This is a genomic window from Mycobacterium deserti (assembly GCF_025345615.1).
Taxonomy (GTDB): domain Bacteria; phylum Actinomycetota; class Actinomycetes; order Mycobacteriales; family Mycobacteriaceae; genus Mycobacterium; species Mycobacterium deserti.
The window spans coordinates 786,876-804,112 of the sequence record NZ_JAODWD010000002.1; the positions used below are offsets into that span (position 1 = coordinate 786,876).

The window sequence follows — 17,237 nt, forward strand, 5'->3', positions numbered from 1 at the left end:
TGACCACTTCGGACACAACGCCGGTGGATCCGGGGTCTGATGTCGCCGGCCGGGCGGCTCCGGGGTCTGATGTCGCCGGCCGGGCGGCTCCGGGGTCTGATGTCGCCGGCCGGGCGGCTCCGGGGTCTGATGTCGCCGGCCGGGCGGCTCCGGGGTCTGATGTCGCCGGCCGGGCGGCTCCGGGGTCTGATGTCGCCGGCCGGGCGGCTCCGGCGATTCCCGTTCCCGACGTTCCCGGCGCCGACGCCGGCTTGCGCGGGCTCCCGCGCCGCGTGGACCTCACCACCCGACAGCGGTTGATCGTCGATTCGTCGGCGGTGGCCGACATCGCCCTGCGCACCGGGATCGCTTCGCTGCTGGCCGCGACCATGCTTCCGTCCCTGGCCGGCGGCCTTCGCCGCTCCCAGTCGCGCGCCGAGCAGGAGTATCTGCGGTTCTACGCCGAGCTCGCGTCCGCAAAGGATCCGGCGCTGTCCTTCCCCGCGCCGACGTCGCTGCCCCGGGTCTCGTCGCGCCCGGCCAACCCGCTCGCGGAGTGGGTCGCGAAGGGCAACGTGCACAACATCCGATTCAACAGCAGTTTCGAAGCCGTCAACCCGGCACTGCGAGAACAGTGCAGAGGCTTCGCGCGCAACAACGTCGTACACGCCCAGCACTGGCGCCATGAAGACGGACCACGTCCCACTCTGTGCGTGATCCACGGCTTCATGGGCTCCCCGTATCTGTTCAACGGACTGTTCTTCTCGTTGCCGTGGTTCTACCGCTCGGGGTACGACGTCCTGCTCTATGTCCTGCCGTTCCACGGCAACCGCGCCGAGAAGGGTTCCCCCTTCAGCGGACACGGCTTCTTCGCCAACGGGTTCGCCGGCTCCGCCGAAGCGATGGGCCAAGCCGTGCACGACTTCCGGTCGATGATCGACTATCTGGAGTTCACCGGCGTCGACCGTATCGCCCTGACTGGTATGTCGTTGGGCGGCTACACCGCTGCCCTGATCGCCAGCGTCGACGACAGGGTCCAGGCGGTCATCCCGAACGTTCCCGTGGTGACCCCCGACCGCACGGTCGACGAGTGGTTTCCCGCAAACAAGATGGTCGCGCTTCGCAATTTCCTGTCCGGCACCGATGCGGAATTATCCACTGCGGCAACACAGTATTCGTCCCCGCTGAACTATGCGCCGCTTGTGCCCAAGGAGCGGCGGTTGATCATCACCGGCCTGGGTGACCGCCTTGCGCCACCGGAGCAGGCCGAACTGTTGTGGGAGCATTGGGACCGCTGCGCTTTCCACTGGTTCCCGGGCAACCACATTCTGCATGTCAGTCAGCCGGACTACCTTCGCCGGATGACGCGGTTCATGCACGACTTCATGTTCGACTGAGCTCGCCGGACCCGACGGGCCAGACGATCCGCTCCAGCAGTCCTTGGGGCAGTGGGCTGCTCGATATCCCGAGCGGTGCGTTGCTTGTCGGATCCATCGCGGCGAGCAACGGGCCTTGGAGGCCTGGCTTGGCGATCAGACCGCGCACCGGCGCTGCGCGGACCGGCTCGGTGGTCCGGAGTGCGCATGCAGCAGCGACGGTGGGTTTCGTTGCCGCGCCACTGAATTCCAGCACGGTCCACCGTTCCATCGGCTGCAGCCGTAGCTCGGCGAGGCGCTCGATGATCCGATCGTCGACCGGCATCGCGTACGCCGACACGACGCCACGCTCATCACGGACGCCGCGCCACATCTCCCTGGCCGCACCGGCGACGGGCGCGTCGGCCACCTCGACGAATGCAACCGTCAGCCCGGTTTCGCGAAGATGGTCCGCCAGCCTGCGGCCGGTGGTCTCAGCGGTGTCGCGCAGGGGCATTTCCGGCGAGCGTGCCTGCAACGCAGCCAGATTGGCGGCCGCATCGAGGGTCAGTCTGATCCAGGTTGCTCGGCTACCAGCCAGGTCCCGGCTTGTGACGGACACCGTCTCGCAGCGGAGACCGAAACGTTCGACGTACCCCGCCACCAGGGGAAGCGACAAACCGACGCCGTCCGGATCCTCCACGCGCAACAGCACCGACACCCGGTGGGACGGTCTCTGCTTGGGCCTGGATCGGTTGCGGCGCCACACCTTCAGCTGACGGACGATCATCGTCGTGACGAACTGTCCGCGCCACCAGGCTAGGACCATGACCAGCACGGCACCGGCCACGCCGAGTATCCACCAGTCGGTGTCGGTGTTCCACGGAAATGCCGTAGCGGCTGCGACGATCATCAGCAGAGCCAGGGCTAGTCGGACGGTCACGTCGTGTTCTCCTTACGTCGTTGCGCGGCAACAGCGGCCGTGACGACAGCGATGAGGAGCAGCACGCCCGCTCCTGCGAACGCGATCGTGCGCGGTGCGGTGTCCGGAATCGCGGGGGGCGGCGGCGCGGCGATCGGCTTGGACGCGGGAGGGGCGGCCGCGCCGTCGCCGGCCGCGCTGACGTCCCACGTCAACGCGGCGACGGCGTCGACCAATCCGGCGCCGGTCAGGTTCGACGGTGCACGAGCGGCGCCCTGGGCGCCCGCGGTCAGGCGGTCCACCACCTGCTGTGCGGTCAGCTCCGGGAATCGGCTGCGCACCAGGGCCGCAACCCCCGACACATACGCGGCGGCGAAGCCGGAACTGTTGAGGCCGAACAGCTGTCCCTGATCGTTGGGCAAGGCGTTGGCAAGCCCGCCGCCGTCGGCGTTCCCCACCGAGGCGACGTTCTCTCCGGGCGCCGCGATCCCCACCCACGGGCCGGCCATCGTGAAGTCCGATGCCTGCCCGCCTGCCGACAGCGACCCGACGGACAGCACGTACTGTTGCCACGCGGACGGGATCGACATCGACGTGACACCGGCCCAGTTGCGCGGATCCGCCGGACGCCCCGGATCCGAGAGCGGATTCGACGGGCATGCCGATCCTGGGTTCAGCCCGGCGCGGTTGTTGCCCGCCGCGGCGACGACCACCGCGTTCTTCTCGACGGCCGCATAACGCAGTGCGGCACCGAGTTCGGCCTGGTTGACGTCTTCGATGGCCGGCAGGCATGTCACGGCGGAGATGTTGATGACTCGAGCGCCGAGATCGGCGGCGCGCACCACGGCACGCGCCAGCGTCGCGACGTCGAGCGCGACGCGCGCCGTGGCCGGATCCTCACCGGTGTCGCGGGGCGCGAAGCGCGCCGACGTAGAGCGGATCGACAGCACTCGGGAATTGGGTGCGACGCCCGAGAAGCCGTCGGCTCCGGGCTGTCCGGCGATCAAGCCGGCCACCAGGGTTCCGTGGCCGTCACAGTCGGTCAGCCCGTCCGTCGACTCGACGAAGTCACCGCCGGGATCGACATTGGGCAACCGCGGGCCGGGCCGCACACCGGTGTCGATCACCGCCACAAGTTGGCCGTCGCCGCGGCTGTACTTCCACGCACCCGCGAGGTTCAGCATCGACTGGTTCGGGCTGACCGCACTCGGGTCGCTACCGGGCAGGACAGCGGTCGTGACGCAGTCGCCACGCTGAGCCATCGCCTGAACGGGCGCAGCGGCACCCGAAGGAGGAGCCACTCCGGGCTCGACCTCGAGTGGTGTAATCGCCTGCGCCGCAGGAGAACTCACCGCCACCATGGCCACCACAGCCATCGCGGCGGCAAGACGGGGGTACATCACCGATTCAGCACCCAGGCGAACAACCCCACCAGATAAGCCAGCACCGGGATCAGCGAGGCGTCGACACCTGAGGCGAGGAAGCCGACCAGCCTGCGCATCGGCAGCGAGTACGTGTCCGGCGACGCGACGCCCGGGAACAGTGCGGCGATCACCCAGACGGCGGTCAGCGCGCCGAGCGCCGCCAGCGCCCACCACGCCGCGGCGTAGCGACCGTCGGCGATGAACACCGCGAGGAACGCCAGGCCCATCAGGAACGGCTGGGCCAGCAGCCAGGCCTTGCACGGTGCGGAGTCCCACACCCTGGCGCGCAGCACCGAGCCCAACGCCACGGCCCCGACGACATACCATCCCCAGCTCGAAACCCCCTGCGGGGCAGCCAGCATCAGCGTGCCCGCTGTGGACAGCAGAACGGCGCCCGCAATGAAGCCGGTCTGATGGGAGTCGCTGAGACGGACGCGACGCGGAAGGTCGGCCAACACCGCCAACGACGGTGCCGACGGCGTGGGGTCACCGGGCGCCGGAATCACCGGTACCGGCAGCCGCGACCACAATGCGGACAACTGGGCAGCCTGCACGGTGACCACAAGGGCCAGCACGATGAGCGCTGACCCGACGATCACCGAGTTCAGCTGCCAGATCGCCGCGGCACCGGAAACCAGCAGCGACACCAGGCCCACGACGGCGGCGGCGGTGAAAACCGCGACTGCGCGTTCGGCGATCGTGATGCACACGATCGACCACGCCGTCACGCCCGCGGCGGCGAGCAGCACCTGGGACGGACCGAACTCACCGGGTACCAGTAATCCGAGCGCGGCGGCCAGCGGTACGAGCGCTGTCACCGACAGCGCCGTGGCCAGTTGCGGCGCGCGGGGACGGGCGAACAGCGAAACCACGACGGTCAGAACGGCGATCGCAGCGACCGCGATGAGGCCGGCTTGACCGCCTGTGAGTATGCGGTGCGCCGTCGCGAAACCGGTGGCGACGACAATCAGCGCGATGGTGGCGATGGCGGCGAAACGCTGAATATCACGAGCACCCCATGGCTTCTCGCGTGCCGCGGAGAAGATCACCGCCGCGTCGCCGATGTCCTCCACAATGCGCGGAGCCGGCGGCCCCGCCGGCACGGGCTGCAACGCGAGTAGATCACCGTCGACGACGCCGACGGTGTCCAGCGTGGCATCCAAACTGAACGGCGCCCCGCCGACCGGCGCGAGCGACAGCGCCGTCGGCGCGCCGTCGTCGGTGTCGTCGGTGGGCATCGCCATCCGGCGTACCGCAGGCAGGATCTCGCGCAGCGGTAGTTCGGTCGGCAGGGCCATGTCCGTGACGCGTCCGCCCGCAGAAGCGTCCGGGCCGCCCGCGGCGAGCACCGCGACGCGGACGATCGGCATCACCGCCGCCGAGGATGTCGTGCCGGTCAGCTGACTGTCTGGCGCCATTGCTGGTGTTCCGTTCTCTGGTCGGAGTCGAAGTCTCGGGTCAAGTGCAACTGCGGGAACCACGGGCCGTCGGGCAGCGTGGCGGTGAGCCGCTCGATTGCGGCGGCGATCGCCAGCGGCGTGCCGGGTGTGAATGTCGATATCCACTCGCCGTCGAAGGCTTTCGTAGGTGTGACGAGCACCCGCCCCTTCTCGGTGTCGACGATGCTGACCCCGACGTTCGTACTGACGCGATGACCGTCGCGGTGGTCGCCCGCGACGATCTCCACGAACGTGCGGCCCGGTGCGTATGCGGCCTCAACCACCGGCCGCGCTGTCGGCGGGATGCCGAGGAATTCGAGGATCTCTGTGAGGTCCGCGCCGTTGCGTAGCTGCTCGTCGGCGCGCGCGCCGGCGCGTGCGGGTATCGCGAACTCCTCGAACGTCGCAGGCGACCGCCCCGAGAGGCCCGCTGTCAAGACGGGCACCAGCGCCTGCGGATGGTCGACATCCAACGCGGTGAACGTGACCAGGCCACCGCTGCGGAGCGCGACGACCGTGCGGTCGTCGCGGCGCGACACCTGTCCGCGCAGCATGTCGCCTGCGCCGCTGACGAATCGGAGTTCGAGCCAGCGTCGAGGTCGGCAGGTCATCGTGATCCATTGGCGCACACCGGGATCGATGATCCCGCCCGCGGTCATCACGCCGAGGTCTGTCAGCTCCAGGGACAGCCTGGCTTCGACGCCGGCTCGATGCGCGAGGTCGCTGTACGGCGGCGTGATGGCCAGAACCCATGGGAAGTTCCCGACGCCCGACGCATCGGCGACGAACCAGGCCTGCTCCGCGGTCAGCTCGACTGCGTTAGCGGCCACCGACTGTCAGCCGCCCCACTTGGCGCCTTCGGCGGCATCGCGGGCGCTCATCGACATGGTGTTGGTCTCGTGGGTGGCCGCCATCGCGCGGTAGGCGCGGACCAGTTCTTCGAGGCTGGTGTTCCACTGCGCCTGCCACGCCTGGTAGCTCATGCCGGTATCGCCCTGCCAGGCGCCAGCCAGAGCCGCCTGCTCGCTGGCGATGTCGGCGCCGACGCCGTGCATCGCACCCGCGTATCCCGCCATCTCGCCCGCGTGAGCCAGCATGGCCGGGTAGTTGTACATGATCTGGGACATCAGGTTCTCCCTCTCGTCGGTTCGAAGTTCAGATGGCGGTGTAAGTGCTTGCCGCGGCGGCATCCTCGGCGACGTAAGTGCCCGCCGCGTCGCCCAGGTTGACCTGCGCGATGTCGAGAAGCGCGTTGACCTTCGCGGAGACCTCGATGAATCGCGCGTGCGCGGCCTGGAACGCGGCCGACGATTCGCCCATGTGGAAGGCCTGCGCAGACTGTGCGGCCTGCTCGGCCTGGGCCATGGTGCTGCGCATCAACGCCGCCTTGGCGGAGAACGCCGCCTCCGAGGAGACCAGCTGCGGGATGTGAGCGTCCAACATGCTCATGGATGTTCCTTTCGGATTGAGGATCGTGCTCGGTTTCGGTCAGATGGTCCGATCAGTCGCGTGCTCCCCTCTCCGGATGCCAGTCGCCGGGCAGCAGAGGTTCGGTGGGCCCGCCGCCGAACGAGTCGCCCATGAGCTCAGTCAGGCCGGCCGCTTCTTCGGCTTCGGACCTCGTCGCCGCTCCCGTGAAACCGACTGTGCCCGCGCCCTTCTGCGACGCGGCCACGTGCGGCCCGCGTACCGGCTCATCGGGGGTGTCGTCCTCGTCGGGCTCGTAGTCCATGTACGCGTCGGCGTATTGCCGCTGGTTTACCGGTGTGGTGCGGCGCCGGCGCGCCTTGCGCTTGGCCAGCGACGATGCCGCGGCAGCCGCGGCGGCCGAAGCCGCGATGTCGGAGGCCGGCGCCTTCGCGCTCGTTCCCTCGCGAAACGTCGGCGACAGCCCGCCGTCCGGGTCGACGTTGCCGATCGCGTACGGCACCGCTGCGCCCACACCCGGCGCGGGAGCGCCACCGGCAGGCGCGGTCCCGCCGGCCACCGATGCGCCGGGCGCGGGTGCCGTCGACGGCACGGTCGGCGACACGGTCGTGACCGGGGCGAGGGCGCTGTCGGCACGCTGCGGCGTCGGAGCGGTGGGCTGCGGTGCGGGTGCAGGCGCGGGTGCCGGTGCCGGCTCGCCCGCAACGGGTCGGTTCAAGTACTCGTTGAGGAAGTATCCGCCGACACCAAGGCCGATCGCCAGCAGCGGTTGCAGCAGGAGCTGGGGATAGGTCAGGGAGGCGCCCACCCACGAAACTGCCTGGTAGGCAACGGCGAACAGAAACGGGCCGTACTGGACCAGAGTTGGACCGGGGTTGGTCAGCAAGCCGGTGATCAGATCGATGGTGTTCCCCACCGGATCGTTGAAGAACGTGAGGATCGGCTCGAACAGCTGGTACGTGTAATCCGTGTAGGCCTGATAGAACTGGCCCAGCGCCTGCAGCAGCGACGAGATGAAGTCGGAGTTGGCCAGCGCCGAACCGGAATCCGCCGCGGTCACCTGGGCGAAGGACTGCTGCGCCGTCGCCGCCGACGACCCCGCCTCACTGACACCGGGTGCCAGCAGCATCGGCGCGGGCGTTGTTGTCGGCGTCGCCGCCACCGCAGCTCCTGACACGGCCTGATACATGCTCATCGTGGTCGCGGCCTGGATCCACATCCGCACGTAGTCGGCCTCGTTGAGGGCAATCGGAATCGTGTTGATACCAAGGAAATTCGTTGCCAACAGCACCCCGTGGATGGTGTGGTTGAGTGCGAGCTCGGCCAGCGTCGGCATCGTCGCCAACGCGGTGGTGTAGGCCGCGGCGGCCGTCTCGTGCTGGACGGCCGTGGCCGCGCTGTTGGCACTGGCCTGCGCCAACCAGGCGAGATACGGCGCATGCGCGGCGGTGTACTGCTCAGCGCTCGGGCCCTCCCACGCCCCCGATTGGACCGCACCGAGCACGCTCGTCAACTCCGCGGCAGCACTGGAGTATTCAGCCGCCAGCGACTGCCAGGCCCCTGCTGCGGCGAGCAGCGACCCCGGCCCGGGCCCGCTGCTCAGCGCCGCCGAGTGCACCTCCGGGGGGAGTGCCATCCATACCGGGGCGGTCACGATCAGCTGCCGGCGACCAGGTACGACGAAGCCGCCGCCGCGTCACCGGTGGCGTAGCTGACGCCGGACTCACCGACGCCGACGCCCGAGCGGCCCAGTTCCTCGATGCCCTGGGCGGCCATCGCGTTGTGCTCCACGCCGTGGGAGCTCAGGCCCGCGGCGGTCTGCAGCGACACCGGGTCGACTGCTGGCGGCAGGACGGCCGTGACGAGCGGTGCGGCAGCGGCGTGCGCAGCGGCCAGGCGGGCGGTCAGCGCCTCGACGGCGCTACCTGCCGCGGCAAGTCCCTCGGGAACGACTCGCAGAGTCATCAGTTGAACTCCCTTCCTCGGTTTCTCGGGCCGCCGACAGCGGCCTCGTCGGCGAACGGGTTGACGAGTTGCAGGAACGTCGCGTCGTCGCCGTCGTCGAGCAACATCGCGCGACCCGCAGGCAGCCGGCGGAACCGCTGCCCCCTGATCTTGCCGCTGTCCTGCGGATTGCCCGACAGCATGACGATAGCCGCTTGGAGCTCGTTGAGGCGTCTCAGCAAAGGCGCGGTCATCAGGGCGTGCGCCGAACCCGTCGCTCGTGCAGTGACGATGACGCGTAGCCCCAGCTCGCTGGCCTGGCCCAGCAATCCGAGGAGCGCGGTCCAAGGACGTTGCCCGACGAACGGCCCGCTGACCGCGGGCGCGTCCGGGATCTGGTCGATGTCGTCGACGATCAGGTAGTGGGTGTGGCCCTCGTAGGTCCAGCTGGTCAGCTGCTGTGCCGTCATACCGGCAGGCGGACGTCGCTTCTCCAACAGCGCGGACAGACCCAGCATCGCCGGAGTGACCCGGTCGATGTTCGGCGTGTACTCGTTGTCCGGGAACAGCGGTTCGTCGACGAGGTGGAGCCGACGGTCGATCACCGTGAACGCGACGGTGTCTGGCGTATTATGTTCGCGCACGGTGCGAATCAGGTGGCGTAGCAGAGTCGTCTTACCGGACTTGGCGTCGCCGAACACCATCAGCAGCGGGTTGTGTGCGAACGCCACCGACACCGGGGCGAGGTCCTCCTCACGCTGTCCGATGACGACCCGCTCGGGCGCCGGGTACAGCGGAGCGAGCGCGGCAGGGGCGAGGTCGTGCGGCAGCAGCCGCACCGGTGGGGCCGTCACTCCGGGGTATCGGGAGTTGATGACGGCGATGTCGCGCAGGTTGGGCTCGGCGAACAGGAAATGCTCGGCGGCCATCGTGAGGCCGCGGCCTGGCTGGTCGGCCGGCACGGCATCGGCGGGACGTCGCAGCGCCCCGGTGACCCGCACATTGCTGTCGCGCGCGTCCGGCAGTTTCAGTTCGAGGCGCAGCCCGAGCCCGTCGCGCATCGCCAGGGGAACTTCAAGCCAGTTCGGGGTGGTGATGACGACGTGGATGCCGTACGACATCCCGGCGTTCACCAGTTCAGTCACTCTGGCCAGCAACGGGTTTCGGGTGTTGAAAGTGTCCGTGTTGTCCCTGCTGAACGCGTACAGGTTGTCGATCACGAGGAAGACCTCGCCGTACTCGTCGCGCTCGACGCCGTTACCTGCCCGGCCGTTGTGGCCGCGTGCCTGGCGGGCGCGCAGGAGCTGTTCGAGCTCACCGAACGTGCGCCGGATCCGCTCTGGCTCCAACGGCGATGCGACGCTGCCGACGTGGGCGAGGTCCTCGAGGTCGCGCAGCTGGCCGCCGCCGTAGTCCAGGCAGTAGAAGGTCACGTCACGAGGTGAGTGCAGCGCGGCGGCCGACAGAATGAACGTCTGCAGCGCTGTCGTCTTACCGGACTTCGGGCCGCCGTGGATCAGCAGGTTGGCACCGGCCGACGTCGCGTCGAACACCAGCGGGTCGCGCCGCATTGCGAACGGACGATCGATCTCGCCGAGCGGCCAACGCCATTGCCGCTCCCCGATGTTCGTGCGGGCCAGCAGATCGTCCAGCGGAATCGACTCCTCCAGCGGCGGCAGCCACAGGCGCGGTGCCTTCGGCCCGTAGTGCGCCAGCTGATCACCGATCGTGGCGACCAGCTTTCGCGGCTGCCGTTCCTCGCGAGCGGCCGGCTCGATGACGGCGACCGTGTCGGTCGGGGCATCGACGTGTCCCGCGGTGAACAACTGCGGCACCGGAACCGATTTCACGACAACGGCCTTCTCGACCCGCGGCGGGTCGTAGATGCCGTCGACATAGGTGCTGCGGAACTTCACCGGCATCGCGCCCGGCGTCGGGACCAGAAAGCCCTCGCCCTTGTGGTCGGGACCGGCCTCGATGTGGAAGGCGTCCTCCACACCGATGATCTGGCGGCTCACTGCCGGACTGGCCACCTTCAGACCGATGCGGTAGGAGGTGTTCTTGTCGATGTCCTTGATGCGGCCGACGTCGAGGGTCTGCGAGGCGAACAGGATGTGGATGCGGAAGGAACGTCCTTTGCGCGCAACGTAGTCGAAGAGATCAGCGTACTCAGGGTGGTCGGCCAGCATCAGCGAGAACTCGTCGGCGACCACCAGCAGCGTGGGTAATGGCGGCAGGTCGTGGCCCGCCGCGATCGCGGCCTCGTACTCGAGCACCGAGCTGAACGCACTGCCCTGCACGCGGCGGCCTGCTTCCATCAGCAGCTGTTCGCGCCGCGCCACCTCACCACGCAGGGTGTCGGCGAACCGGTCGGCCAGCGACCGCTTCTCGGCCATGTTCGAGATGACAGCGACGACCTGCGGGAAGTCGCGGAAGATGTCAGCGCCTGCTTCGCCCTTGAAGTCGGCGTAGATCACGATCAGCCGATCGGCCGAATGGGTTGTCAACAGCGACAACAGGATCGACATCAGGGTCTGCGACTTGCCCGAGCCGGTCATACCGATCATCAGGCCGTGCGGCCCCATGCCGCCTTCCGCTTCGTCCTTGAGGTCGAAGAACAGCGGCTCACCGGTCGCGGTGACGCCGATGGGAACCCGCAGCTCGTCGGCACGCGTCCGTGGCGCCCACAGGCTCGCCACATCCAGTGCGGCAGCGTCGGGAATGCCGAGCAGTGCCGAGAAGGTGGCGACCCCTGAACTGCTGGAGCGTGCATGGCTGGGGTTGGAGTCCCAGCGCGACAGCCGGCGCGCGACGTGGCGTGCCGTGGCGACATCGAGTTGGTCGGCCACCTCGACGTAGGACTGCCAGCCGTTCGGCTGCCACCGCTCGAGACTGCCCTCGATGAGGCGAAGGATGGGCCGCTCCGGATCAGCGTACTGCTCGCGATGCGGCGCCTCGGTGATGCGGTGCACCAGCGTCACGCCTGCCAGGCCGTTGCGAGGCAGCACGGTGGCGGGGTCCGCGTCGGGATCGTCGAGGACGATCAGCATGTGCTTTGCGCCCGCGGCGTCGCCTGCACCGAACGGCGCTCGGTCGTCGAGCACCGGATCGAGCAGCGCACGCAGCTCCCGCGTATCGCTCGCGAGGTAACGAGCCGGCCCGGCACCGTCGAACGAGCCGGGAATATCGTTGTGGGGTAACCACTTCAGCCATGCCCAGTCTTCGCTCTCGACGTCCGGCGATAGCAGGGCAACGCCGAGGACGGCGGGGTCGTGCCACGTGACAGCCTGCGCGATCCATGCCCGCAGCGCGCCGCGGACATCGGCGGGCTCACCGAGCACGCTGATGCGTGAAACCTTGGCGAGGTCAATGCCCGCGGGGACTGCCCGCACCGTCCGTTGCACGTCGAGCAGCCCGCGCAATGTGGTGTGTGAGACGGGTTCGAGGTCCACCTCGTCGGCACTGTCCTTGACGCGCAGGGTCGCGTTGAGCGGCGCGTCGTGCAGACCGGTCCGCACGACCAGGAAGTCGCTGTCGTGCGGATCGCGCTCCCACTGCCTACGGGTACCGGGAACCTCGGCCAACAGGGCGGGGGCGGGGTGCGACCACTCGAGTGCCGCGCGCTGCTCGGCGGCGTGGGCCCGCACGTTGTCTCGGACCACGGACAGGTAGCGGAGGTAGTCGGCCCGCTCGGCGTCGACCTCCTCGGTCCGCATCTTGTTGTCGGTGCCGCGGTAGAGCGCCGTGGCGGCCAACAGCAGGACGAACGGGAAGAACAGGGTCGTCGGAGAGATGAGGCGCATGCCGGTGGCCACCAGTGCCACGATCATGCCGATCACCAGGATCACGATCAGGTAGGGCAGCACCCGCCGCAGCAGCGACGGTGGCACCATCCGCGGCAGCTCGGGCGGCGGTTCGATGGTGATGGTTCCCTTGCGCGTCGCCGGCGCAGGAATCCTTCGGCGCGCTTCGAAGATGAGCCTGCTCATTTGCCGGCCTCGCGGGCTCGCCCGGCGCATTCTGTGCCGATGGTTCGCTTGCAAGCTTCGCTCACGGAGTCTCCCTCACGACAGCGGGTCGGGGGTCGGCTGCGAGCGCATCGTGGGCCAGAAGGGCGTCCGCACGCGACAGCGTGGGACCGGGCGCAAACTGGCTCAACATCGACCACGGAATCGGTAGCGCGGGCTGATTGAGACCAAGCGCCGCAATGGTTTTCTGGTCAGTGTCCTCGTCGAGGCCATAGCGGACACCGGTGTCGCTGAGCCAGAAGTAGGCGGTTCCGCTGGGCGAGGCCGCTGCGCCGCCGCCGTCCTGTCCGACGCTCCGCACGAGATATCCGCGGCCGGGTGACAGGGCGACCCGGTTGGCAGTGGTTCCCGACCCGGCACCGACAAGGGCGACCGCCCGGAGTTCGTCGGACACCGGAAGGGTGACGCCGGAGCGCAGCGTGAGCGCGCCGCTCGTGGCGTCGGCGCGCCTGGTCCACTGGGCGCAGGTCAGCGGCGCGTCCTCGGCGTCGACGAGGGTGATCGGCTCGTCCGGGTAGGCGTTGTTGTCGATGATGTTGGCCACCGGCAGGCGCGCGATGTCGTCGGCGTCCAATCGGGGTGGCTGGTCGAGCCCGAACGAGTCGGTGTTTCGCAGGATCGCCGCCACCACACCGGAAATCGGTTGCAGCCCCTCGCTGAGCACCGCGTAGTGACGGAGCGTGTTGTCGGCGTCGAACGAGGTCACCACCGAACCGACCCGTGCGGGCGCGGGGAGCTGATAGCGGGCGGGCTCGCCGGCACCCGGTATCGCAGGCGCCTTCAGTGCGGGCGCTTCGGGTACCGAGTTGAACAGGCCGGCCGCAACGGGGCGCGCCGCCGACGCGTCGGCGCCGAGGCCCAGCGCGCCGGTGACGGCGCGGTCGTTGAGGTCGATCGCGCTGCGGCGACCTTCCCACAACAGCCACGTCCCGGCGTTCGGGCCGCTCGCGTTGGCCACCAGGACGGCCTCATCGGGAGGAAACTCGGCTGCTCGTTCGCCGCCGTCGGTCAACGATCCGGCGATCAGCGTCACGCCGGCCGCCGGGCCCGAGGTGCCATCGCACACCGTCCAGTCCGCGTCGGCGGTGGTGTTCTGCACCATGCGTTCCGGCGCGCCCGGAATTCCGATCAGGTTGCCCCGCGGAAACCGGTCGATCTCGCTCGTCTTCACAGTGGACGGATTGTCGGGACGGCCCGCGATGAGCCGGGCCGAGGTCAGATTCAGCACGGGGTGCAACTGATCGCCGAGGCGCACATAGAGCGCCGAGGTGGTGCGGTCGGCCAGGATCGCGTCGTTGCCCGCGACGCCGCCCGGCCTGATAAGCGAGAAGATGAAACAGCCCGCGAGTCCGGTGATGAGCACGAGCGCGCCGACCAGCACGGCGCGGGTCTGCGTGCGCAGCGGGTCCACGAGCATGCGGGTGTCGTGCAGGGCCACCCCGGATGCGATGCGGCGCATGATGAATCGCCACCCGGACACCTGATGGCGGGTGACGAAGCCGCGCCGGTACGCGACGCGGTCGGGATTTTCGTTGGTCGGCGTGCGTGAGGTGAACGCGCGGCGGTCATCCCCGTTCGGCGCGGTCACGCGGGCACCGTCAGGCCCAGGCCGCGCAGCAGCGGAATCGCGGATTTGGTGACGTCCTCATCCGTGATGGTCATAAGCTCGTCGTCGGTGAATTCCTCGGAAGCGGAATGGTCCAACCGGTATTCGCGCTCCTCCTCCGAGCGCTCGACGAGGTTACGGACGAAGCGGCCGTTACCCGCGATGTCGAGGCTGCGCCGGTCGACACCGTTGGCATCAGGAGTGGTCGCGGCCGCGAGTTGAGCGAACAACGTCTCCATGTGCGACAACGCGCCCGGCTCGAAGACACTGTCGCGCTTCTCGGCCATCCGCATCGCGATCTCGACGAGCTCATGCGGTGTGTAAGAGGGGAAGTCGATGCTGCGGGTGAACCGCGACCGCAGACCCTCGTTGGTGTCGAGGAACGAGTCGAGGTCTTTGCGGTATCCCGCGATGATGACGACCAGTCGCTCGCGATCGTTCTCCATGCGGGCTAGCAGGGTGTCGATGGCGACGAGACCGAAGTCGTTCTTGGCGCCGGTGGACACCAACGCGTACGCCTCGTCGAGAAACAGCACACCGTCGAGCGCGCTGTCGATGAGGGCGTTCGTCTTGGCTTCGGTTTCACCGATGTGCTGACCGATCAGATCGGCGCGGTGGACCTCGCGAACGGTCTCCTTCCTGAGAATGCCCAGCCCGCAATAGATCTTGGCGACGACACGCGCGATGGTCGTCTTACCGGTCCCCGGCGGTCCGGCGAACACCAGGTGGTTGGTGCGCTGGGCGACGGTAAGTCCGCGTTCTTGTCGCCGAATAGCCATGGCCACTGAGCTTTTCAATCGCGCGACCTGATACTTGACCTCTTCGAGGCCGATGAACTCGGCGAGTTCGGCCTCAGCCTCGATCAGGAGGTGGGCTTTGCGCTCCTTGGCGCCCGGGTCGACGAAGTCGGACTCGGTCGGCTCGGTTTCGGGATCCCACACATCGGCGCGGGCCTCGATGCGCGCGGCGGTGGTCGGCACGATGCCGTAGGACGTATCCGACAGTGCGATCTCGACTTGTTCGTTCTCCGGATTGGCCGCATACAACTCGGCCAGGACGTCGGCCGCGTCGAGGTCCTCGCCCTGCGCGCGCAGGCACAGGGCTTTGACCAGCATGCCGTCGACCGTGGCGACGTCGACGGGCCCGCTCGGGTCTTCGAGGTAGGACAGCGCCGGCGCGAACATGCCCAACCGCGCCAGCGCTGTCCCCAACGCGATGCGCACTGCGTGGGCGTAGGTCTCGTCGAGCTCGGCGTCGTTGACGATCGGAGTGAGTAGTCGCACGACGTCGGACCATCGCTCGGTGCGGTAGTACATCGCGACCCGCACCCAGCGCGCCTCGAGCCAGCCTGGGCGCCGTTCGATCAGAGGGCCGACGAGCGTGTCCGCCCCGGCGAAGTCGCCGCGCTCGCAGAGCGCGACCGCGTACGCCAGTTGGAAGTCGTCGGGGTGAGTAGCCCTGAACTGGAGATAGAGTCCGGAGTCATAAGTGAATGCCAGATCTCCGTCGTTGAGTTCGATCTGGCGCTGCAGCATCCCCGCCGTCGCGACGGTCTGCCAGACGGCCTCGATGACCCGGCCGCTGGTGTCTCCCGCGGCCGCGAGCCCCGTCCACGCGTCACATTGTTCGCGGGCGATGCGGGTCAGTTCGGCGAAGCCGGATTTCGCTGCGGCCGGATCCGGCGGACGGCGGCGGTCGTGCACCGTCAGGCCCAGCGCGCGGCAGCTCGTGGCAAATCGGCTGACGACGGCTTGGTCTACGCGCGAAATCGCAGCAAGATCCGTAGGTAGCGGCACGCGCCGTCGTCCCCCTTAGTTATGACAGGCTAACTTCGCAAAAGTTAGCATTGCATAACTTAACTGTCGAGACGCACGGTGCCGGCTCGCGGGGTGACCCCACTCACTGCTTGATGGCGCTGACCAGGTTGATATCGCCGGTCATCGCGCCCGCCTCGGAGTCGGACGCCGGAACGGGCCGATTGTTTTCCCGCAGGTTTCGGTCAGTGCGGTGGTCTGGGCTCGCCAGCCGCGGTCGCCGAACCATTGCTCGGCCGGCTGGTGCTGCTCGTTGTAGACGAGGGAGAAGAACGCGCCCTTCTGGCGCGACAGTGTCGTTCGCGCTCGGGCGGGTAGCCATCAGATGGCGGGCACCCGCCTGATCACACCAGCGGACGGCCGGTGCGGACGCGCCAGTCGAGGTCCTTGAGCAAGACGTTGAACGGGAATTTGCGGACAAATCTCGGGAGCAGGTTGTTGATCGTGCGCAACCGGGCGATCAGACGGTCGAACCGCCGCTGTTTTTCGGCATCCCAGTCGAGCTTCATCTCCTCCCGAAAGCGTTGCGGCAGAAAGCCGCCGGTGATCAGCAGATTGAAGTCATCCATCGCCTGCTGTATCCGCGCCGGAAGTTTGACGCCGCGAATCCGGCCCGCCGCGATCGGCCAGAGGTACTCCCGAACGGCGTCATCGATGTGGACTTTGTCCAGGGACTCCTGCCAGTACCGATCGAAGGCGGCACGGTCCGGCGGCCACATGTCCTGCGGCACCTGCAGGGTCGTCCCCAGCGGGATGCCCTCCCGGTAGTGGCGCTCGGCGGTCTCCTCGTCCATCTCCCCGACGAACAACCGTTGGATGTCGACGCCGCCCTTGTAGAGGCAGGCACCGACCCACAACTGCAGATCCTTGTCGAACGCGTGGTACTTCACCGGGCTGTCGTCGAGCGAGTACACCTGAGCATGCGCCCGGTTCACCGCGCGCCGGAACGCGGCCTTTTGCTGCTCGGTGCCCATGGTCGCCACGGCGAGATAGGTGAACGTGGTGCGGGCCCGCTTGATCGGGTGGAGGTCGACGCGGCCACTTTCGACGCGGCTCTCCATCACGCCATAACCGACTCCCGGCCGCGCCAGTTGCATGATCACGTTGGCCGCGCCGGCGAGCAGCGCGACGCCCATCAGACCGTCGTCAAAGTGGGCGGCCCGCTTCGAGCGTTTCGTCGACACCGGCAACGCCGGGTCGCTGACGGCCCGTCCTACGTGGTCAATCGGCTCCATAACCGTCATCGGCCACCCCTTCGGCAAATGTGAGAACGCGTGTTTCCTGATATTGCACCCGCC

Annotated in this window: 13 protein-coding genes; 1 reads left to right on the forward strand and 12 read right to left on the reverse strand. The window is 68.3% G+C overall.

All coding sequences use genetic code 11. The annotated features are described in order from the left end of the window. Nucleotides 1-215: 215 nt before the first annotated feature. Nucleotides 216-1,376 carry an alpha/beta hydrolase family protein gene (locus N4S67_RS10080; protein WP_260993069.1) on the forward strand — a complete coding sequence of 387 codons (1,161 nt, stop codon included), beginning with the start codon at nt 216-218 and terminating at the stop codon, nt 1,374-1,376. Here the strand turns inward: N4S67_RS10080 and eccE are convergent. The 12 genes from eccE to N4S67_RS10140 all read right to left on the reverse strand — a co-directional run bounded on the left by eccE (nt 1,363) and on the right by N4S67_RS10140 (nt 17,183). Next, on the reverse strand, nt 1,363-2,277 hold the full coding sequence (eccE, locus tag N4S67_RS10085) for a type VII secretion protein EccE (RefSeq protein ID WP_260992804.1): 915 nt from the start codon (nt 2,275-2,277) through the stop codon (nt 1,363-1,365). The genes N4S67_RS10080 and eccE overlap by 14 nt on opposite strands. After that, the gene (gene mycP, locus N4S67_RS10090; protein ID WP_260993070.1) at nt 2,274-3,656 is read right to left on the reverse strand and encodes a type VII secretion-associated serine protease mycosin; all 1,383 of its coding nucleotides are present in this window, start codon (nt 3,654-3,656) and stop codon (nt 2,274-2,276) included. Before mycP ends, eccE begins: the two co-directional genes overlap by 4 nt. Next, nucleotides 3,656-5,098 (reverse strand): type VII secretion integral membrane protein EccD, encoded by a 1,443-nt coding sequence (gene eccD / locus N4S67_RS10095; protein WP_313959935.1) that lies wholly within the window; start codon nt 5,096-5,098, stop codon nt 3,656-3,658. The genes mycP and eccD overlap by 1 nt, the downstream gene beginning before the upstream one ends. Further along, nucleotides 5,077-5,949 carry an ESX secretion-associated protein EspG gene (locus N4S67_RS10100; RefSeq protein WP_260992805.1) on the reverse strand — a complete coding sequence of 291 codons (873 nt, stop codon included), beginning with the start codon at nt 5,947-5,949 and terminating at the stop codon, nt 5,077-5,079. The genes eccD and N4S67_RS10100 overlap by 22 nt, the downstream gene beginning before the upstream one ends. Before the next feature lie 6 nt (nt 5,950-5,955). Further along, the gene (locus N4S67_RS10105; protein ID WP_260992806.1) at nt 5,956-6,246 is read right to left on the reverse strand and encodes a WXG100 family type VII secretion target; all 291 of its coding nucleotides are present in this window, start codon (nt 6,244-6,246) and stop codon (nt 5,956-5,958) included. Between the two features lie 28 nt (nt 6,247-6,274). Continuing rightward, complete coding sequence (locus tag N4S67_RS10110; RefSeq protein WP_260992807.1) at nt 6,275-6,568, reverse strand: type VII secretion protein EsxS; 294 nt, start codon at nt 6,566-6,568, stop codon at nt 6,275-6,277. Between the two features lie 52 nt (nt 6,569-6,620). Further along, nucleotides 6,621-8,201, reverse strand: coding sequence for a PPE family protein (locus N4S67_RS10115; protein WP_260992808.1), 1,581 nt, complete (start codon nt 8,199-8,201; stop codon nt 6,621-6,623). Nucleotides 8,202-8,203: 2 nt separating this feature from the next. Beyond that, nucleotides 8,204-8,512: a PE family protein gene (locus N4S67_RS10120; RefSeq protein WP_260992809.1), complete on the reverse strand. Its 309-nt coding sequence runs from the start codon at nt 8,510-8,512 to the stop codon at nt 8,204-8,206. Further along, a complete protein-coding gene (gene eccCa / locus N4S67_RS10125) occupies nt 8,512-12,480 on the reverse strand; it encodes a type VII secretion protein EccCa (RefSeq protein WP_260992810.1) in 3,969 nt (1,322 codons plus the stop codon). The genes N4S67_RS10120 and eccCa overlap by 1 nt, the downstream gene beginning before the upstream one ends. A gap of 61 nt (nt 12,481-12,541) precedes the next feature. After that, entirely contained in the window at nt 12,542-14,107 is a 1,566-nt protein-coding gene (gene eccB / locus N4S67_RS10130; protein ID WP_260992811.1) for a type VII secretion protein EccB, read from the reverse strand. Beyond that, entirely contained in the window at nt 14,104-15,921 is a 1,818-nt protein-coding gene (eccA, locus tag N4S67_RS10135; protein ID WP_260992812.1) for a type VII secretion AAA-ATPase EccA, read from the reverse strand. Before eccA ends, eccB begins: the two co-directional genes overlap by 4 nt. Before the next feature lie 362 nt (nt 15,922-16,283). Beyond that, a complete protein-coding gene (locus N4S67_RS10140) occupies nt 16,284-17,183 on the reverse strand; it encodes an oxygenase MpaB family protein (protein WP_260992813.1) in 900 nt (299 codons plus the stop codon). Nucleotides 17,184-17,237: the final 54 nt, after the last annotated feature.

Coding starts and splice junctions, on each gene's coding strand:
- mycP (WP_260993070.1), bottom strand. CDS start 3,656: ATGTACCCCCGTCTTGCCGCCGCGATGGCTGTGGTGGCCATGGTGGCG.
- eccD (WP_313959935.1), bottom strand. CDS start 5,098: ATGGCGCCAGACAGTCAGCTGACCGGCACGACATCCTCGGCGGCGGTG.
- N4S67_RS10105 (WP_260992806.1), bottom strand. CDS start 6,246: ATGTCCCAGATCATGTACAACTACCCGGCCATGCTGGCTCACGCGGGC.
- N4S67_RS10110 (WP_260992807.1), bottom strand. CDS start 6,568: ATGAGCATGTTGGACGCTCACATCCCGCAGCTGGTCTCCTCGGAGGCG.
- N4S67_RS10120 (WP_260992809.1), bottom strand. CDS start 8,512: ATGACTCTGCGAGTCGTTCCCGAGGGACTTGCCGCGGCAGGTAGCGCC.
- eccCa (WP_260992810.1), bottom strand. CDS start 12,480: ATGAGCAGGCTCATCTTCGAAGCGCGCCGAAGGATTCCTGCGCCGGCG.
- N4S67_RS10140 (WP_260992813.1), bottom strand. CDS start 17,183: ATGACGGTTATGGAGCCGATTGACCACGTAGGACGGGCCGTCAGCGAC.